At 71.5% G+C, this 15,785-nt stretch carries 10 protein-coding genes and 2 pseudogenes; 6 read left to right on the top strand and 6 right to left on the bottom strand.

Features of this window, described 5'->3' with window-relative positions:
• Nucleotides 1-172: 172 nt before the first annotated feature.
• From QSK30_RS36840 to hemE, 3 genes and pseudogenes are all read right to left on the bottom strand, one after another.
• Nucleotides 173-961, bottom strand: a pseudogene (locus QSK30_RS36840) (FAD-dependent oxidoreductase); the annotation flags it as partial.
• Nucleotides 962-1,606: 645 nt separating this feature from the next.
• Nucleotides 1,607-2,083, bottom strand: a pseudogene (locus QSK30_RS36835) (FAD-dependent oxidoreductase); the annotation flags it as partial.
• A gap of 44 nt (nucleotides 2,084-2,127) precedes the next feature.
• On the bottom strand, nucleotides 2,128-3,192 hold the full coding sequence (hemE, locus tag QSK30_RS11875) for a uroporphyrinogen decarboxylase (RefSeq protein WP_285502214.1): 1,065 nt from the start codon (nucleotides 3,190-3,192) through the stop codon (nucleotides 2,128-2,130).
• Between the two features lie 394 nt (nucleotides 3,193-3,586).
• Between hemE and QSK30_RS11870 the strand changes: the two genes are divergently transcribed.
• Nucleotides 3,587-4,147, top strand: a complete 561-nt coding sequence (locus tag QSK30_RS11870; RefSeq protein WP_285502212.1) for a DUF3000 domain-containing protein — start codon at nucleotides 3,587-3,589, stop codon at nucleotides 4,145-4,147.
• Nucleotides 4,148-4,383: 236 nt separating this feature from the next.
• On the opposite strand, the gene QSK30_RS11865 is transcribed toward QSK30_RS11870, so the two are convergent.
• Nucleotides 4,384-6,819, bottom strand: coding sequence for a M14 family zinc carboxypeptidase (locus QSK30_RS11865; RefSeq protein ID WP_285502210.1), 2,436 nt, complete (start codon nucleotides 6,817-6,819; stop codon nucleotides 4,384-4,386).
• Between the two features lie 260 nt (nucleotides 6,820-7,079).
• Complete coding sequence (locus QSK30_RS11860) at nucleotides 7,080-8,231, bottom strand: dipeptidase (protein WP_285502209.1); 1,152 nt, start codon at nucleotides 8,229-8,231, stop codon at nucleotides 7,080-7,082.
• A 257-nt stretch (nucleotides 8,232-8,488) separates the two neighbouring features.
• On the opposite strand from QSK30_RS11860, the gene QSK30_RS11855 reads away from it, so the two are divergent.
• Both QSK30_RS11855 and QSK30_RS11850 read left to right on the top strand, forming a co-directional pair.
• Complete coding sequence (locus QSK30_RS11855; RefSeq protein ID WP_035282988.1) at nucleotides 8,489-9,205, top strand: response regulator; 717 nt, start codon at nucleotides 8,489-8,491, stop codon at nucleotides 9,203-9,205.
• A gap of 99 nt (nucleotides 9,206-9,304) precedes the next feature.
• Nucleotides 9,305-10,549 (top strand): HRDC domain-containing protein, encoded by a 1,245-nt coding sequence (locus tag QSK30_RS11850; protein ID WP_285502197.1) that lies wholly within the window; start codon nucleotides 9,305-9,307, stop codon nucleotides 10,547-10,549.
• A gap of 393 nt (nucleotides 10,550-10,942) precedes the next feature.
• Here the strand turns inward: QSK30_RS11850 and QSK30_RS11845 are convergent, their stop codons facing one another.
• The gene (locus QSK30_RS11845) at nucleotides 10,943-11,404 is read right to left on the bottom strand and encodes a nitroreductase family deazaflavin-dependent oxidoreductase (protein WP_285502196.1); all 462 of its coding nucleotides are present in this window, start codon (nucleotides 11,402-11,404) and stop codon (nucleotides 10,943-10,945) included.
• 149 nt (nucleotides 11,405-11,553) lie between these two features.
• On the opposite strand from QSK30_RS11845, the gene QSK30_RS11840 reads away from it, so the two are divergent.
• The 3 genes from QSK30_RS11840 (at nucleotide 11,554) to QSK30_RS11830 (ending at nucleotide 15,752) form a co-directional block, all read left to right on the top strand.
• Nucleotides 11,554-12,216, top strand: a complete 663-nt coding sequence (locus QSK30_RS11840; RefSeq protein WP_285502195.1) for a TetR/AcrR family transcriptional regulator — start codon at nucleotides 11,554-11,556, stop codon at nucleotides 12,214-12,216.
• A 201-nt stretch (nucleotides 12,217-12,417) separates the two neighbouring features.
• On the top strand, nucleotides 12,418-13,644 hold the full coding sequence (locus QSK30_RS11835) for a thiolase family protein (protein ID WP_285502193.1): 1,227 nt from the start codon (nucleotides 12,418-12,420) through the stop codon (nucleotides 13,642-13,644).
• Nucleotides 13,644-15,752: a 3-hydroxyacyl-CoA dehydrogenase NAD-binding domain-containing protein gene (locus QSK30_RS11830; RefSeq protein ID WP_502871825.1), complete on the top strand. Its 2,109-nt coding sequence runs from the start codon at nucleotides 13,644-13,646 to the stop codon at nucleotides 15,750-15,752. Before QSK30_RS11835 ends, QSK30_RS11830 begins: the two co-directional genes overlap by 1 nt.
• Nucleotides 15,753-15,785 lie beyond the last annotated feature (33 nt).

The following is a 15,785-nucleotide window of genomic DNA, read 5'->3' as shown; positions in this document are numbered from 1 at the left end:
ACCCAGCCCGGCACGACCCAGCCCGGCACGACCCAGCCCGGCACGACCCAGCCCGGCACGACCCAGCCCGGCACGACCCAGCCCGGCACGACCCAGCCCGGCACGACCCAGCCCGGCACGACCCAGCCCGGCACGACCCAGCGCCGCCCGCCGCGGGGCGGCGGGCGGCTGCTTATCCCGCGACAGCCGCGCCCAGATGGGTGGCCACCCGCCGGGCCGCTGCCTCGCCGGTCGCCACGCAGGCCGGGATGCCGACGCCGTGCAGTGTCGCCCCGGCCACGGCCAGACCCGGTTCGGCGGCCACGGCTCGTTCGATCTCCGCGACCAGCTCCGTGTGCCCGGCCGCGTACTGCGGCAGCCCACCACCCCACCGCGTCACCACCGCGTCGATGGGTGGTGCGGTGACGCCGGTCAGTTCCATGAGGTCCGCGCGGACCAGCCGGACCAGTTCGTCGTCGCCCGCCTTGAGCGCGCCCGGGTCGCCAAAGCGGCCCACCGAGCCCCGCACGATCACCGCGTCCGCACCGAGGTGTGCCCACTTCGCGGCTGAGAAGGTGAACGCCTTGACGGCGAACCGCGACCCGTCGAGCCGCCGCTCCCGCGCGCCGAGCAGGACACCGGACGTGCCCGGAAGCTCAGCACCCTCGGGCAAGGCCAAGGCGACCACCGCCATGGACGCCACCCCCACACGCCCGTACGCCGCCGACGCCGCGGGCACGACCCCGTCCAGCAACTTGCGCGCGGCGGGCGCCGGAACAGCCAACACCACCGCGTCCACATCCAGCACCGACTCCGCAGGCTCATGCCCCGGCGCGTTGGCCCCCAACCGCACCCGCCACCCGCGTCCGTCCCGCTCCACGGCCCGAACCGGCACCCCGAGCCGAACATCGAGCCCCTCGGCGAGCCGCCCGACCAACTCCCCCAACCCACCGACCAAGGTCCCGAAAACCGCCCCGCCCCCCCTCATGAGGACGTGCCCCCGCCCATCCCTGGGGGCCGGCCCCGACGCCAATTCTACCGGGGAGGGGTCGGGAACCGGCGGATGTGGATCTTGATTGTGGATAACTCGGGCACTCGGAAGGGTGAAGTTGGACGGCGCCGAGGTGGTGGCTTTGGCAGGCGAGACGCTGGCAGCCCGAGTCGCAGATGCCGCACCTGTGCTGGCGGAGACGGCCGCGTTGGAGAGGGTCTCGGCGCTGGCAGGCGAAGGGTCAGCGGCCTCGGTCACGGATGTCGCAACGCTGTCGAGCGAGGCAGCCGGAAGGGGGAGGGGCTCAGCTTCGCGGTCCAGGGAAGCGGCACCGGCCCGGGTCGGGGAGGTCGCACCTGCAGTGAGCGAGACAGCACGAGCGGGAACGGTTGCGGCACTGGCAGGCGACACACCGACGGCCTCAGACACCGCACCCGTACCTGACGAAGCAGCACGAGCGGGAACGGTCGCGGCGTTAACAGGCGAAACGCCGGCCGCCTCAGTCACAGAGGTGGCGGCTGTGTCGGGCGGGGCGGCGGCTTTGGCCAGTGCGGCGCCGGCGGCTTCGGTCAAGGACGTGGCGCCCGCGTCGAGGGCGGCGGCGAGGGTGGGGAGGGTGGCGCGCAGGCCCAGGCTGTCGACGCCGCCCGCGTAGACGCCGCCGAGTAGTGGGTCGATGAGGCGGGCGGGTAGTTCATCGCCGAAGCGGGCGCGGAGCAACGGTCCCAAAGCGACATCGCCGTCGAGGTGCAGCGGCGGGAGCGTGGACTCGGCGGCGACCTGGCGCAGACCCCCCGTCGACAGCAGGTCTGCGACGGAGTCCGGGTTGGTCGGGACGCCCATCACGGTCCCGCCCGGGATCAGGCGGGTCACGCCGCCCGCCCGCACCGTGGAGCGGGCGGGGGTCGGGTGGGTCGCGCGGTCGAGCAGGCCCAGTTCGGCCAGCAGCGCGGGCACCTCGGGTCTGCGGGCCAGATAAGCCTCGGCGCCCACGTCGTAGCGGTGGCCGGCCAGGTCGACCGTGCGGATCTTGCCGCCGAGCCGGTCGGACTGCTCGACCACGGTGATCCGCGCGTCCGGTCCGAGCAGTTCGCGCAGGCGGTGCGCGGCCACCAGGCCGGAGATCCCCCCGCCGACGACCGCGACCCGCACCGGGCTCACCGGGTCGGTGTGTGCGCGTGCACGTGGGCCACGGTGCGGGTGATCACGTCCGGGTCGGTGTCGGGCAGCACCCCGTGGCCGAGGTTGAACACGTGCCCGCCGCCCGCCCGGCCCTCGGCGACGATCCGGGCCACCTCGCGCTGGATCACCTCGTCGCCCGCGAACAGCACGGCCGGGTCGAGGTTGCCCTGCAACGCCGACCCCGGGACCGCGGCGGCGGCCTGGTCGAGCGGGGTTCGCCAGTCGACACCGACGACGTCGGCGCCCGCCTTGCGCATGGCGGGAAGCAGCGGTCCGGTGCCGACTCCGAAGTGGATCCGCGGCACGCCCGCGTCGGCCAGTCCACCCAGGACCTTGGTCGAGTGCGGCAGGACGAACTCGCGGTAGTCCTTGAGCGAGAGAGCGCCCGCCCACGAGTCGAACAGCTGCACGGCGTCCACACCGGCCGCGACCTGCGCGCGCAGGAACGTCAGGGCGGTGTCGGCGAGCCGGTCAAGCAGGGCGTGCCAGGTGGCGGGGTCGCCGTACATGAGCGCCTTGGTGCGCTCGTGGTTGCGGCTCGGACCGCCCTCGACCAGGTAGGAGGCCAGCGTGAACGGCGCTCCGGCGAACCCGATCAGCGGTGTGCCGCCGAGCTCGGCGGTGAGCAGCCGGACGGCCTCGGCGACCGGGTCGACCTGCTCGGCCGCGAGCGCCGGCAACTCGGCGACCTGCCGCGGGTCGCGGATCGGGGTGGCCACGACCGGCCCAGTGCCGGGCACGATGTCCAGGTCGACCCCGGCGGCCACCAGCGGCACCACGATGTCGCTGAACAGGATCGCCGCGTCCACGTCGTGCCTGCGGACCGGTTGCAGGGTGATCTCGGTGACCATGCCCGGGTCGAAGCAGGCGGCCAACATGGCGGTACCGGCGCGCAGGGCGCGGTACTCGGGCAGCGAGCGGCCCGCTTGGCGCATGAACCACACCGGCACCCGACTGGGCGCGCCACCGCGCGCGGCGACCAGGAAGGGTGCGTCGGGCAGGCTCCGGCGGGCGACAGCCGGGGTGATCAGTTCTGTCATGGCTCCCCCATGGTCCCACGCCGGGCCGCGACGCCGGTGGCGGGATCGAGTGCTCGGGGCACGCCGTCGACAGCTCCTCCGCGCCGGCGGGCGCCGGGTCGGGCGAGCGCACCGATGACGATCATCAACGACAAGTGACCGGGGCGGCGCGGCTGACACCGGCGTCGTGCCGGTGTGCGGGCGGGGGCGGGCGAAGATCGTCAACAAGAGATCGACATCGGACCCGGGCGCCCGGCGGAGCTGAAGTGGATCATCTGGGACAGTGGTCCGGCTCCGTCCTCGACGTGACGGCTCGGACCGGGGCGAAGTCACACTGACGGTTGTCCGATCACCGGCCCCGCGCTCGGCGCGCCGTCCCCGCTCACCGACTCGGGTGGTCCTACAGTTACCAGTCGTGACCGGAACGTCGACAGCGCCTGAGCTCTTCACCCAGGCCGTCGAGGCGCTGAAGTCGCTGCGACCTCGACCGGAGTTGCAGCTCGCCGAGGTCCGCCCGCCGCAACGGCTGGCGCCGTGGGCGTTCGCGCTGACCGCCGAGGCCGTCGGACCCGCCGAGGTGCAGGCGACCGGCAGGCTGATCCTGCTGCACGACCCGGACGGCCAAGAGGCGTGGGACGGCGTCCTGCGCGTGGTCGCCTACGTGCGCGCGGAGCTGGACGCCGAACTCGCCGACGACCCGCTCCTCCCGAGCGTCGGCTGGTCCTGGCTCACCGACGCGCTGTCGGCCTCCGGGGCGGAGTTCGTCGCCCTCGGCGGAACGGTGACTGATACGTCGTCGGCCCGCTTCGGCGACATCGCGGGCCCGGCCCGCACCGACGACCTCGAACTGCGCGCCTCCTGGACCCCCCAGGGCGACCTCACCCCGCACGGCGAGGCGTTCTGCGACCTGATGGCCAGCGTCGTCGGCCTCCCCCCGGTCGGTGTCTCCCTCTTCGAACAGCGCCGCGGCCAGTAGCTCCCTGCCCTGCCTGCCCTGCCCTGCCCTGCCCTGCCCTGCGATTGTTCAACAATCCTACTTTCGAACAGTTCACACGTTCACCAAGAGGATTATTCACCAAAAGTATTGTTCAACAGTTGATACGTCGAACCTGAGGATCGTTCACCGGATGCGGCCCGAGACCTGGACCGGAAGCACGATGCCGCCCCACCGAACAGCTCGGCGGGGCGGCATCGGCTGGATCAGCTCAGGGGCTAGCGGCGTTCCTTCGCCAGGCGCGCGGAGCGCTGGCAGACGTCGCCGATGTCCACGGTCTGGCCGCGGTCGACGTAGACGTCGGAGAGGCCGACCAGCTTGCCGCGCTTGTCGGTGCAGGTCAGCTGGTAGGGCTCCTTGGGCCCGTAGGTCGTGGGCAGCGGCGAGGCGAACTCCACCTTCAGGCTGCCCCAGTCGTCCACAGTGGACCCGACCTGGTCGTAGTTGACCACCGCGGCGGTGTAGTCACCGGCGGGCGGGTCGAACAGTACGGCCCGCTCGGAGTTGGTGCCACCGTTGGCCGACGAGGTCACCACGTTGCCCGCGGCGTCGAAGATGTAGAGGTCCCAGTCGTTGTCCGGGCTGGCCCAGTTGATCGACACCTGCAGCTTGCCGTTGTCCACCCTGGGCAGACCGTCCACATGGAACGGGATCCGCTCGGCGGTGGCGTCACCGGGGAAGTTGGTGTTCTCGGCGGGGACGCCCGCCGGGTTGGGCAGGGTCACGGCCTCCTGGGCCGGGCCCTTCGGGTCGCGCCCGTAGCGACCCGCCACGTACGGCCGGGTCGACGGGTTGACCGACCAGCTGAACCGCCCACCGGTCGAGGCCAGGGTGGAGGTGAGCGTGTCGGCGACGTAGATCGGCGCGCCCGCGCTGCCGTCCGGCTGCACCACCGGCGAGGTCGGCGTCTGGAACGCCTTGCGCAGCTGCAGCTGGTACCCCTTGGGCGCGGAGCCGATCAGGGTGGAGTGCGCGGCCGGGTCGGCGGCGTTGGTGAGCATGTCGATGAACGCCTGCCGGTTGCCGCCCTTGCCCGCACCCGGCGCCGGTGCCAGGCCCGCGTACTCGGCCACGACACCGGTCTCGAACGGCGGGTGGAACTCCTCCGCGCCGATCTCGAAGGTGAACCCGAAGCCACCGGTGGCGAAGTACGACCAGTCCTCAGTGGACCCCGTGGTGTCGTAGAGCATCCAGGACGGCTGGCTGGTGTAACCGTTGCGGGTGGCGAACTTGTCGCCGAGCGCCTTGTACACCGGCTCGTCCAGCGGCGCGCGCACGTCGGCGACGCCGGGCACCCGCAGCACCAGGTTCGAGTAGGTGTGCAGGGTGATCAGGTTGGTCACCTGGCGGGTGGACACCAGCGACCGGATGTTGCGCGTCTCCGGCTCGGAGAACGGCGCGGAGCCGCGGAAGGTGTCGTTGCTCCACGCCGTCGACGCGCCCGCGCCGCCCCAGAAGCCCGCGTAGTTGCGGTTGGGGTCGGTGCCGCGCTGGCGGCCCGCCGGGTTCGCCTTGCAGACTCCGGTGCGGTACTGCGCCGGGGAGTCCGAGGCGTTGCAGTTCTTGCGCTTCATCTCGTAGTCGAAGCGGCTGAAGTCACCGCGCGGCTCGGCCTCGCGGGAGATCGAGAAGCCGTCGGTGTTGACGATCGGCACCACGATGTTGCGCGTCTTGCCCACCAGGGAACGGAGTTCGCCGCCCGCCTTGTAGCCCTTGACCAGTTCGGTCGCCCACTCCATCGCGTGCTCGCCCGCGGGCCACTCACGCGCGTGGTGCACGCCCAGGGTCACGTTGACGGCCTTGCCGTCGGCGGTGTTGCCCACGTCGGTGGCGATCTCGACGCCGTTGACGTCGCGCCCCTCCCAGGTCTGGTTGGGCAGGGTGAACGCCTTGACCAGCCCCGGGTTGAGCCGGGCGAGCTCCTTGAGCTCGTAGTCGTAGTCGTAGAGGTGCCGGTAGGTGGTGCGCCCCGAGGGCAGCACCGAGCGCTGCGCCCGCGCGGCGAAAGCCTTGTCCTGCTTGGCGTTGGCCACCGACTTGGCCGAGATGTCGGCCTTGACCACGCTCGAGCGCAGCCCGCTGTCGGCGAGGGTCTTGCGGTCGGCGTCGGAGGCGACGACGACCTCGACACCGGTCGCGTCCGCCTTCTCGGTGACGTCGAGGTCCAGGGCCAGCAGCCGGTCCTTCTGCTGCCGGGTGGGGGTCTCCACGCGCACGACGTCCGCGCGCTGAGTGGTTGAGCCACCCTGGTTGTCCAGCGCCAGGAAGTCGACGCCCAACTGGACGGTCTTGGCCGACCCGGCGTAGCGGCACGCCTGGACGACGAGCTTCTGGTCCTTGGCCACGAAGCTCTCGGCCAACTCGACGCTGCGCAGCGCGGCGGAGGCGGCGACCAGCGCGCCGCTGGTCTTGTCGAACACCGCCAGGTCCCAGTCGCCGGTGCCGCCGCCGTGCGGGGTCAGCCGGGCCTGGACGAGACCGTCGACGCCGGAGGTGACCTCACGGCGGTCGGTGCCCTTGCTGCCCGCGGGCAGCAGGCGCTCGAAGCAGGAGCGCGCCACGTCCTTGTCCGCGCGCAGCACGTTGTCGGCGGCGGCGGCCGTGGTTCCGGTGGCGGCGCTGAGACCGACGATGACGGCCCCGCTGAGCCCCACCGCGGCGGCGACCCTCCAGGTCGGTAAACGTCTAGCTGTTGAGCTCACGCTCGACTCCCTCCCAAACGGTGCGCCCCACGCCCACGCCGCGGGGGCGACGAGCGTGACGCTAGCCACGGGTGGTGGGGTCTCGATCCATTACCGGTTGCCAGTTGGGGAGTGGCAGACACCCGTTGCGCCGATGGGTCCACGACGCATTTCCGCCAAGAATGGGTCGGTGTTCGATTGTCGAACGCCAAGTGACAATTACCTTTTGCCAGTTATCCCCTAGTGGTGGCCACCGATTCGGCCGAACGGAGGACCCGTAGGACGTTACGCCCAGCAACCTTGGCGCAGTCGTCCTCGCTCCAGCCGCGGTCGAGCAGGGCGCCGAACAGGGTCGGGTAGCCACCCACGTCGGCCAGTCCCTCGGGCAGCTCCGGGCAACCGTCGTAGTCGCCACCGATGCCGATGTGGTCGACGCCGACGACCTCGCGGGCGTGCTCCAGGTGCGCGACGACGTCGGCGAGACCGGCTTTCGGCTGGTCACCCGCACCGTCCCAGGTGCGCAGGAACGCCTCCCGCTCGGTGAGGTCGGCGTGCTTGCGCCCGGCGGCGGTCATCGCCTCGGCCAACCGCTCGTCCCAGGCCGCTATAGCGGACGAGACGAACCGCGGCACGAAGGTCACCATCAGCACGCCGCCGTTGCCCGGCAGGCGTTTGAGCACGTCATCGGGCACGTTCCGGGGGTGGTCGGTGACCGCGCGGCAGGACGAGTGGCTGAAGATGACCGGCGCGGTGGTCACGTCCAGGGCGGCTCGCATGGTCGTGTCCGCGACGTGCGAGAGGTCCACGAGCATGCCGAGGCGGTTCATCTCCGCCACCACCGATCGGCCGAACTCCGAGAGGCCGCCCACCACCGGCTCGTCGGTCGCCGAGTCGGCCCACGGGGTGTTGTCGTTGTGCGTCAGCGTCATGTAGCGGACGCCGAGGCGGTGCAGCGCGCGCAGGGCGCCCAGCGAACCGGCGATGCTGTGGCCGCCCTCGGCCCCGATCAGCGAGGCGACCCGACCCGAGGCGAAAACGGATTCGGCCTGGTCAGCGGTGGTGGCCAGGCCCAGGGCGGCGGGGTAGCGGTCGACCAGGGCGTGCACCAGCTCGACCTGTTCGACGGTAGCGGTGAACGCCGAGTGACCGGTCAGTTGACAGGGGACGTACACCGACCAAAATTGCGCTCCCACACCGCCCTCGCGGAGCTTGACCAGGTCCGTGTGCAGGCCGGACTGCACTACGCTGAGGTCGATCCCGGCCGCGGTCGCCCCCGGATCCGCGCCCAGCCGCTCGCGCAGCGCCCACGGGAGGTCGTTGTGACCGTCGACCAGCGGGGTCCGCGCCAGCAGGGCTCGCGCGCGCTCGATTCCGAGGTTGTGCACTACCCGTGACTCCATTTCATCGTGTAACGAGTCCAACCCGTTACGTCACCGAGTAGGGACTCACCCAATCGTGTGACCCTAACGCCCCTCAGTCACAACCCGATCGGATACTTACCCGATTGATCGTCCCGCTAACCCGCTTGGGCGGCTAGGCTGCCTTCGTCGACACCACTTTCGGTCCAACGGCGGCGCGGCTGTTTGGTCGAAAGTCCCAGTGCCGGTCGGGGGGCAACGACCGACTCCAGGGAGGTAGTGACGTGGCTGCCGTCGGCTTAGGTCAGGCCGTTCGAACCACGCCAGCCGGCTCTTTGCCGGCGAACATGGTCCCGCATCCGCGGGAGGAGCTGTTCTCAGTGCTGGTGGTCGACGACCACCCACTGTTGAGGGAGGCGATAGCTGCTCGGCTCACGCAAATGGGCGCGGGCACAGTGCACGAGGCCGCCACGGTGGCCGAGGCGAGGGCGCGCGCACAGGCCACCGGCCCGTGTGATCTCGCGATCCTCGATCTCGGACTGCCCGACGGCAGTGGGATCGAGCTGGTCACGGAGCTGCGCAGCCACGGTTGGCCGCGCATCGTCGTGCTCGCCTCGTCCGACGACCCGTACGCCGTTCGATCGGCCTTCCAAGCGGGCGCCCAGGCGTACCTGCTGAAGTCCGCGTCGCCGGTGGTCGTGACCGACGGGGTCCGCCGGGTGCTCGAGGGTGGCGTCTACGCCGACCCGAGTGTCGCCCCGGTCCTCGCCACGGGCACGCGGGTCCCCGGCACCGACAACACCCCGCGGGAGCTCTCGGCCCGTGAGGTGGAGGTGCTGCAACTGGTCGCGGACGGCCAGTCCAACAAGGAGATCGGCGAGGCGCTGAACCTGTCGGCACTGACGGTGAAGTCGCACCTCTCGCGGATCGGCCGCAAGTTGGGCACCGGCGACCGGGCCCAGATGGTCGCGTTGGCCATGCGGGCAGGCGTCATCCGCTAAGACAACAGCAGTCGTGTGGCTGGGCTGGGCATGGCCCAGCCACACGACTGCTGCTGATCTCCGACGGTTGTCACCGCTCGTGCCGTAGGGTCATCGGCCGTGACTACCCCCGGCCCCGGACCCGCGGCGGCAGACCCGCCCGCTCCAGTCCTGCTCATCGAGCCAGCGGAAGGCACCCCCGACGTCGTGACCGACCTCGACGCCCTGACCAGGGCGTCGAGCCGGATCGCGAGCGGGCACGGGCCGATCGCCGTGGACACCGAGCGCGCCTCCGGGTACCGCTACTCCCAACGCGCCTACCTGGTCCAGGTGCGCAGGCAGGGCTCCGGCACCTTCCTGGTCGACCCGGTCGCGGTCGACGACCAGGTCGACTCCCTCATCGACGCGCTCGCCGCGGACGAGTGGGTGCTGCACGCGGCCTCCCAGGACCTGCCGTGCCTGGCCGACCTCGGCCTGCGCCCGGCCAAGCTGTTCGACACCGAGCTCGCGGGCAGGCTCGCCGGCTTCGAGCGGGTCGCCCTGGGCACCCTCGTCGAGCTGCTGCTGGGCTACCGGCTGGAGAAGGGCCACGGCGCCGCCGACTGGTCGCGCAGGCCGCTGCCGATCGACTGGCTCAACTACGCCGCGCTGGACGTGGAGCTGCTGATCCAGCTGCGCGACGCGCTGGAGGAAGAGCTGCGCGTACAGGGCAAGCTGGAGTGGGCACTCGAGGAGTTCGAGGCCCTGCGCACCGCCGGGCCGCCGCCCCCGCGCAAGGAGCCGTGGCGGCGCACGTCCGGCATCCACAGCGTGCGCACCCCGCGTGGCCTGGCCGCCATCCGCGCGCTCTGGGAGGCGCGCGACGGGATGGCCCGTGAGCGCGACATCGCCCCCGGCCGCGTGCTGCCCGACAGCGCGATCATCCAGGCGGCCTCGGTCAACCCGGCCGACGAGCAGGCGCTGCTGCAACTGCCGGTGTTCAAGGGCCGCGCCCAGCGCCGCCTCGCGGGTCCGTGGATGCGCGCCCTGCGCGCGGCCGCCCAGCTGCCCAAGTCCGAGCTGCCCGACCCGTCACCGCCCGCCGACGGCCCCCCACCCGCGAACCGCTGGGCGGACAAGGACCCGGAGGCGGCGGCCCGGCTGGCGGCCGCGCGGACGGCGCTGAACAAGATCGCCGAGGAGAACCGGCTGCCGGTGGAGAACCTCCTGCAGCCCGACCTGCTCCGGCGCACCTGCTGGCAGCCGCCCGCCGACCTGGACACCGACACGGTCGCCGCCACCCTGCGCGCGGGCCACGCCCGCGAGTGGCAGATCAACCTGGTGGTGGACGCGGTGAGCGCCGCGCTGAAAGCCACCGCGGGCTGATCACCACGATCGGGGGATTGTCCGGCCTGGGTACGACCACGATGTCCGGGCCGAGCCAGTTCTTCGCAGCAGCGCGACTTCATGGCAGCAGCGCGACTTCATGAACGACCCCGGCGGTGGGTGGTCGTCGCGCCGGGCAAGAGCCTGCCATTTCGCTCGCTGACTTCAACGGCCCCAGCAGTTGCGGCCGAGTGCACTTATCACGCCTGGGATGCTGGCTCTTCTCGCTCTTGGAGCAGTCGCACTGCGTGAAGAGCGGCGCTCAAGCGGTCCGAAGCCACTGTCGAGTCGCGCGCGGCCGGGCTGCTCGCGCACGGGCTTTCGCAGCGGGCGGCCGCAGCTGTCCCTTGGCTGTCCTACCAGCGGGTGAGCCAACTCCGCCCGATCTGCCCACTAGTCCACGATGGACAGTCGGAAGATCGGGTGGCCCGGCGCGGCGCGCAGCAGGTCCTCCTCGGACGACTTGGCGTTGACACCCTCGAAGAAGGCGCCGACCTCGAAGGCCCAGCGCTTGAGGTAGGCGCGGAGCAGGGCAGGCTTGACCTCGTCGGCGAGTTCGACGGCGGTGAAGCGCTGCACGCGCTTGCCCAGCCGCAGTTCGCCCTCCCCGGCGGCGCGCAGGTTGCGGACCCACTGGGTGTGCCCGCGCGGGGCGACGAGGTACTGCTCCCCCTCGAAGGTCATCAGGTTGACCGGCGTCGACCGCATCTCCCCGCTCTTGCGGCCGCGCACCGACAGCACCCGCGAACCCCAGACATTCACGCCCCGGCGGACCAGGAAGGCGACGATGGGATCGAAGTGCAGGGCGCGCACGAGGCGGCCGGGGCGCAGGTAGCGGGGCTCGGTGGTAGTCATGGCATCTCCTTCGTTACGAGAGCGGGGCTCTCCGTTAGGGCGAGAGCGGTGCTCTCTGTTGAGAACAGTGAACACCGTCGATCGGGTCGACGTCAAGAGCAGTGCTCTCCAATTTGTGCACCGATCCAAACCCGTGTCAGACTGGCCCCATGAACGCTGGGCGAACCGCGCGCGACCGGGCCAGAGCCGAGCTCACCCAGGAGATCAAGGACGAGGCCCGCAGACAGCTCGCGACCGACGGCGCCCAGCTGAGCCTGCGCGCGGTGGCCCGCAGCCTGGGCATGGCCTCCTCGGCCATCTACCGCTACTTCCCCAGCCGCGACGACCTGCTCACCGCGCTGATCATCGACGCGTACAGCTCGCTCGGCGCGGCCGTGGAGGCGAGCACCGGCGACTCGCCGCGGGCCCAGTGGCGGTCCGCCTGCCACGCCGTCCGGAACTGGGCCCTGGACCACCGGCACGAGTACGCGTTGATCTACGGCTCCCCCGTCCCCGGCTACCGGGCGCCGCAGGACACCGTCGCGCCCGCCGCGCGCGTTCCGCTGGTGTTCGTCGGCGTGGCGGGCGCGGCAGGCGCGCCGGACAGCGACGTGCCCCCGGTCGTGCACGCTCAAGCGGACGCCCTGCGCCCGGCACTGCCCAACGACCTGCCCGCGGGGGCCCTGGCCCGCGTGCTGCTGGCGTGGACGCAGCTGTTCGGGATGATCAGCTTCGAGCTGTTCGGCCAGCTGGTGGGCAGCGCCGACCCGGCGGACGAGTTCTTCGCCTACGCGGTGGACCAGATGGCCGACTTCGTCGGCATCGCCCGGTGACGCACGTACCCGATACCGCCGGTGCCGCCCGCGCCTGACAAGCACCCGGCGTCAGCCCTCGGAGATCTTCGGGTCGGCCGATGATCACGCGGCGCCCGGCGCACACCATAGGGTCACCGCAGTGGTTACCCATGAGTAACCGGGGCTAGAGTGGCACCGGCTACCGGCTGGTAGCCCGGACTCGACCAAGGGAGCCAACCCGTGGCCGCACTCGCTGCCCCCGCAGCCGCGCGCGCCGTTCGGAACGTCGTCTTCGTCGACGGTGTGCGGACGCCGTTCGGCAAGGCGGGACCGAAGGGCATCTACGCGCAGACCCGCGCCGACGACCTCATCGTCAAGGTCATCCGCGAGCTGCTGCGCCGCCACCCGGAGCTGCCGCCGGAGCGGGTGGACGAGGTCGCCATCGCGGCCACCACCCAGATCGGCGACCAGGGGCTGACCATCGGCCGCACCGCCGCGCTGCTGGCCGGGCTGCCCAAGTCGGTGCCCGGCTTCGCCCTCGACCGGATGTGCGCGGGTGCGATGACCGCGGTGACCACCACCGCGAGCGGCATCGCCTTCGGCGCCTACGACGTGGTGATCGCGGGCGGCGTCGAGCACATGGGCAGGCACCCGATGGGCGAGGGCGTCGACCCCAACCCGCGGATCGTGGCCGACAAGCTGGTCGACCCGACCGCGCTGGTGATGGGGCAGACCGCGGAGAACGTGCACGACCGGTTCCCGTCGATCACCAAGGGGCGCTGCGACGCGTTCGCCGCGCGCAGCCAGGAGAAGTACGCCGACGCGGTGAAGGCGGGCAAGATCGGTCCAGAGCTCGTGCCGGTCGCCACCCGCAGCGCCGAGCTGGGCTGGGGGCTGGCCACCGAGGACGAGCCGCCGCGGCCGGGCACCACGGTCGAGCAGCTGGCCACCCTCAAGACCCCGTTCCGCCCGCACGGCCGGGTCACCGCGGGCAACGCGGCGGGCCTCAACGACGGCGCCACCGGCTGCATCCTGGCCGGGGAGGACACCGCCCGCGAGCTCGGGCTGCCGGTCGGCATGCGGCTGGTGGGCTACTCGTTCGTCGGCGTCGAGCCCGAGGTGATGGGCATCGGGCCGGTCCCGGCCACCGAGCGGGCGTTGCGGCGCACCGGTCTGTCCATTTCGGACATCGGGTTGTTCGAGCTGAACGAGGCGTTCGCCGTGCAGGTCCTGGCGTTCCTCGACCACTTCGGGATCGCCGAGGACGACCCGCGGGTCAACCAGTGGGGCGGCGCGATCGCCTGCGGGCACCCGCTGGCCTCCTCCGGCGTGCGGCTGATGACCCAGCTCTCGCGCCAGTTCGCCGAGCACCCGGACGTGCGCTACGGCCTGACGTCGATGTGCGTGGGCATCGGCATGGGTGGCACCGTGATCTGGGAGAACCCCAACTGGGACGGGGACAACTGATGCTGACGCAGGACCAGGCCGCCAAGGCCTTCCCCGACGAGGTCGTGACCAAGGCGGTCACCCGGCTGGTCAAGGCCCCCGGGTTCGCCAAGCCGGTCGCGCTGATCACCATCGACAACGGCCACGACCACACTCGGCCCTCGACCTTCGGGCCGCAGGGCCTGGTGAGCCTGAACGCGGCGCTGGACGAGGCGTTCGCCGCCGACCCGGCCGCGATCGCGGTCACCGGCAAGCCGTTCGTCTTCGCGGTGGGCGCCGATCTGTCCGGTGTGGAGCAGGTGGCCGACCGGCAGTCCGCTGTGGACATCGCGCAGAGCGGCCACGACGTTTTCCGCCGGTTCACCGAGTCCGCGGTCCCGACCTTCGCCTTCGTCAACGGCGCCGTCATGGGCGGCGGGCTCGAACTCGCGCTGTCCTGCCACTACCGCACGCTCTCGGACAACACCGCGGGCATCGCGCTGCCCGAGGTGTTCCTCGGGCTGTTCCCGGGTTGGGGCGGCACGCAACTGCTGCCGAACCTGATCGGCCCGGACGCCGCCGTCACGGTGATCTTCGAGAACGCGTTGAGCCAGAACCGGATGCTCAAGCCGAAACAGGCGCAGGACCTCGGGATCACCGATGTGCTGCTCGGCTCAGCGGACTTCCTCGAGCAGTCGCTGCTCTGGGCGGCCGATGTCGTCAACGGCGAGGTCTCGGTTTCCCGCAAGGAGATCGACCGCGGTGCGGGCTGGGACGCGGCCGTCGAGCGGGCCAAGGCGATCGTGCAGGGCCGGACCAAGGGCGCCTCCCCCGGCGCGGTGAAGGCCGTCGAACTGCTGGAACTGGCCCGTGGCAACGACTTGACCGCAGGTTACGCCGCCGAGACCGAGGCGCTGGCCGACGTGCTGATGACGGACCCGCTGCGGGCCGGGCTGTACTCGTTCAACCTGGTGCAGAAGCGGGCCAAGCGACCCGCGGGCGCGCCGGACAAGTCGCTGGCGCGGCCGGTCACCAAGGTCGGCATCGTCGGCGCGGGTCTGATGGCGGGCCAGATGGCGCTGCTGTTCGCCCGACAGCTCAAGGTCCCGGTGGTGCTCACCGACATCGACCAGTCCCGTGTGGACAAGGGTGTTTCCTATGTGCACGAGGAGATCGACAAGCTGGGCGCCAAGGGCAGGCTCTCGCCGGACGGGGTGAACCGGCTCAAGGCGCTGGTGTCCGGCTCGCTCGACAAGGCGGCCTTCGCCGACGCGGACTTCGTCATCGAGGCCGTGTTCGAGGAGCTGGGCGTCAAGCAGCGGGTGTTCGCCGAGCTCGAGCAGCACGTCAGCGCCGAGTGCGTGCTGGCGACCAACACCTCGTCGCTCTCGATCACCGACATGGCCTCGGGGCTCGCGCACCCGGAGCGGGTGGTCGGGTTCCACTTCTTCAACCCGGTCGCGGTGATGCCGCTGCTGGAGGTCGTGCGCGCGGAGCGGACCGACGACGCGACCCTGGCCACGGCGTTCGCGGTGGCCAAGGCGCTGCGCAAGTCCTCGGTGCTGGTCAAGGACGCGCCCGCGTTCGTGGTCAACCGGCTGCTGACCCGGTTCATGGGGGAGGTGGTCAAGGCGATCGACGAGGGCACCCCGTTCGAGGTGGCCGACCGCGCGACCGAACCGCTCGGCCTGCCGATGAGCCCGCTGGTGCTGCTGCAGCTGGTCGGCGCGCCGGTGGCGCTGCACGTCGCCGAGACGATGCACGCCGCGTTCCCCGACCGCTTCGGCGTCAGCGCGAACATGCGGCGCTTCGTCGAGGCGGGCAAGAGCGCTGTGTGGACCTGGGATGGCGCGGGTAACCAGTCCGTGGACCCGGAAGTGGCGGCGCTCTGGCAGTTCGGACCGACCGAGCTGACCGGCGAGCAGGTCCGCGCGCGGGTGCTCGACGGCGTGGCCGAGGAGATCCGGATCATGCTCGACGACGGCGTGGTGGCCGAGGCCCAGGACATCGACCTGTGCCTGATCCTCGGTGCTGGCTGGCCGTTCTGGCTGGGCGGCATCACCCCTTACCTCGACCGCGAGGGCATCTCGGAGCGGGTGAACGGCAAGCCGTTCCTGGCCCCGGGTGTCGCCTCGGTGCCGAGCGCGTAACGCGCCCGCCCGGTGCCCCCGGCGGTTCCCGCC

The sequence above is a fragment of the Actinokineospora sp. NBRC 105648 genome (assembly GCF_030269645.1).
GTDB lineage: Bacteria > Actinomycetota > Actinomycetes > Mycobacteriales > Pseudonocardiaceae > Actinokineospora.
The sequence above is the reverse complement of the archived record's forward strand: the minus strand, read 5'-3'. Positions and strand labels throughout refer to the sequence as shown.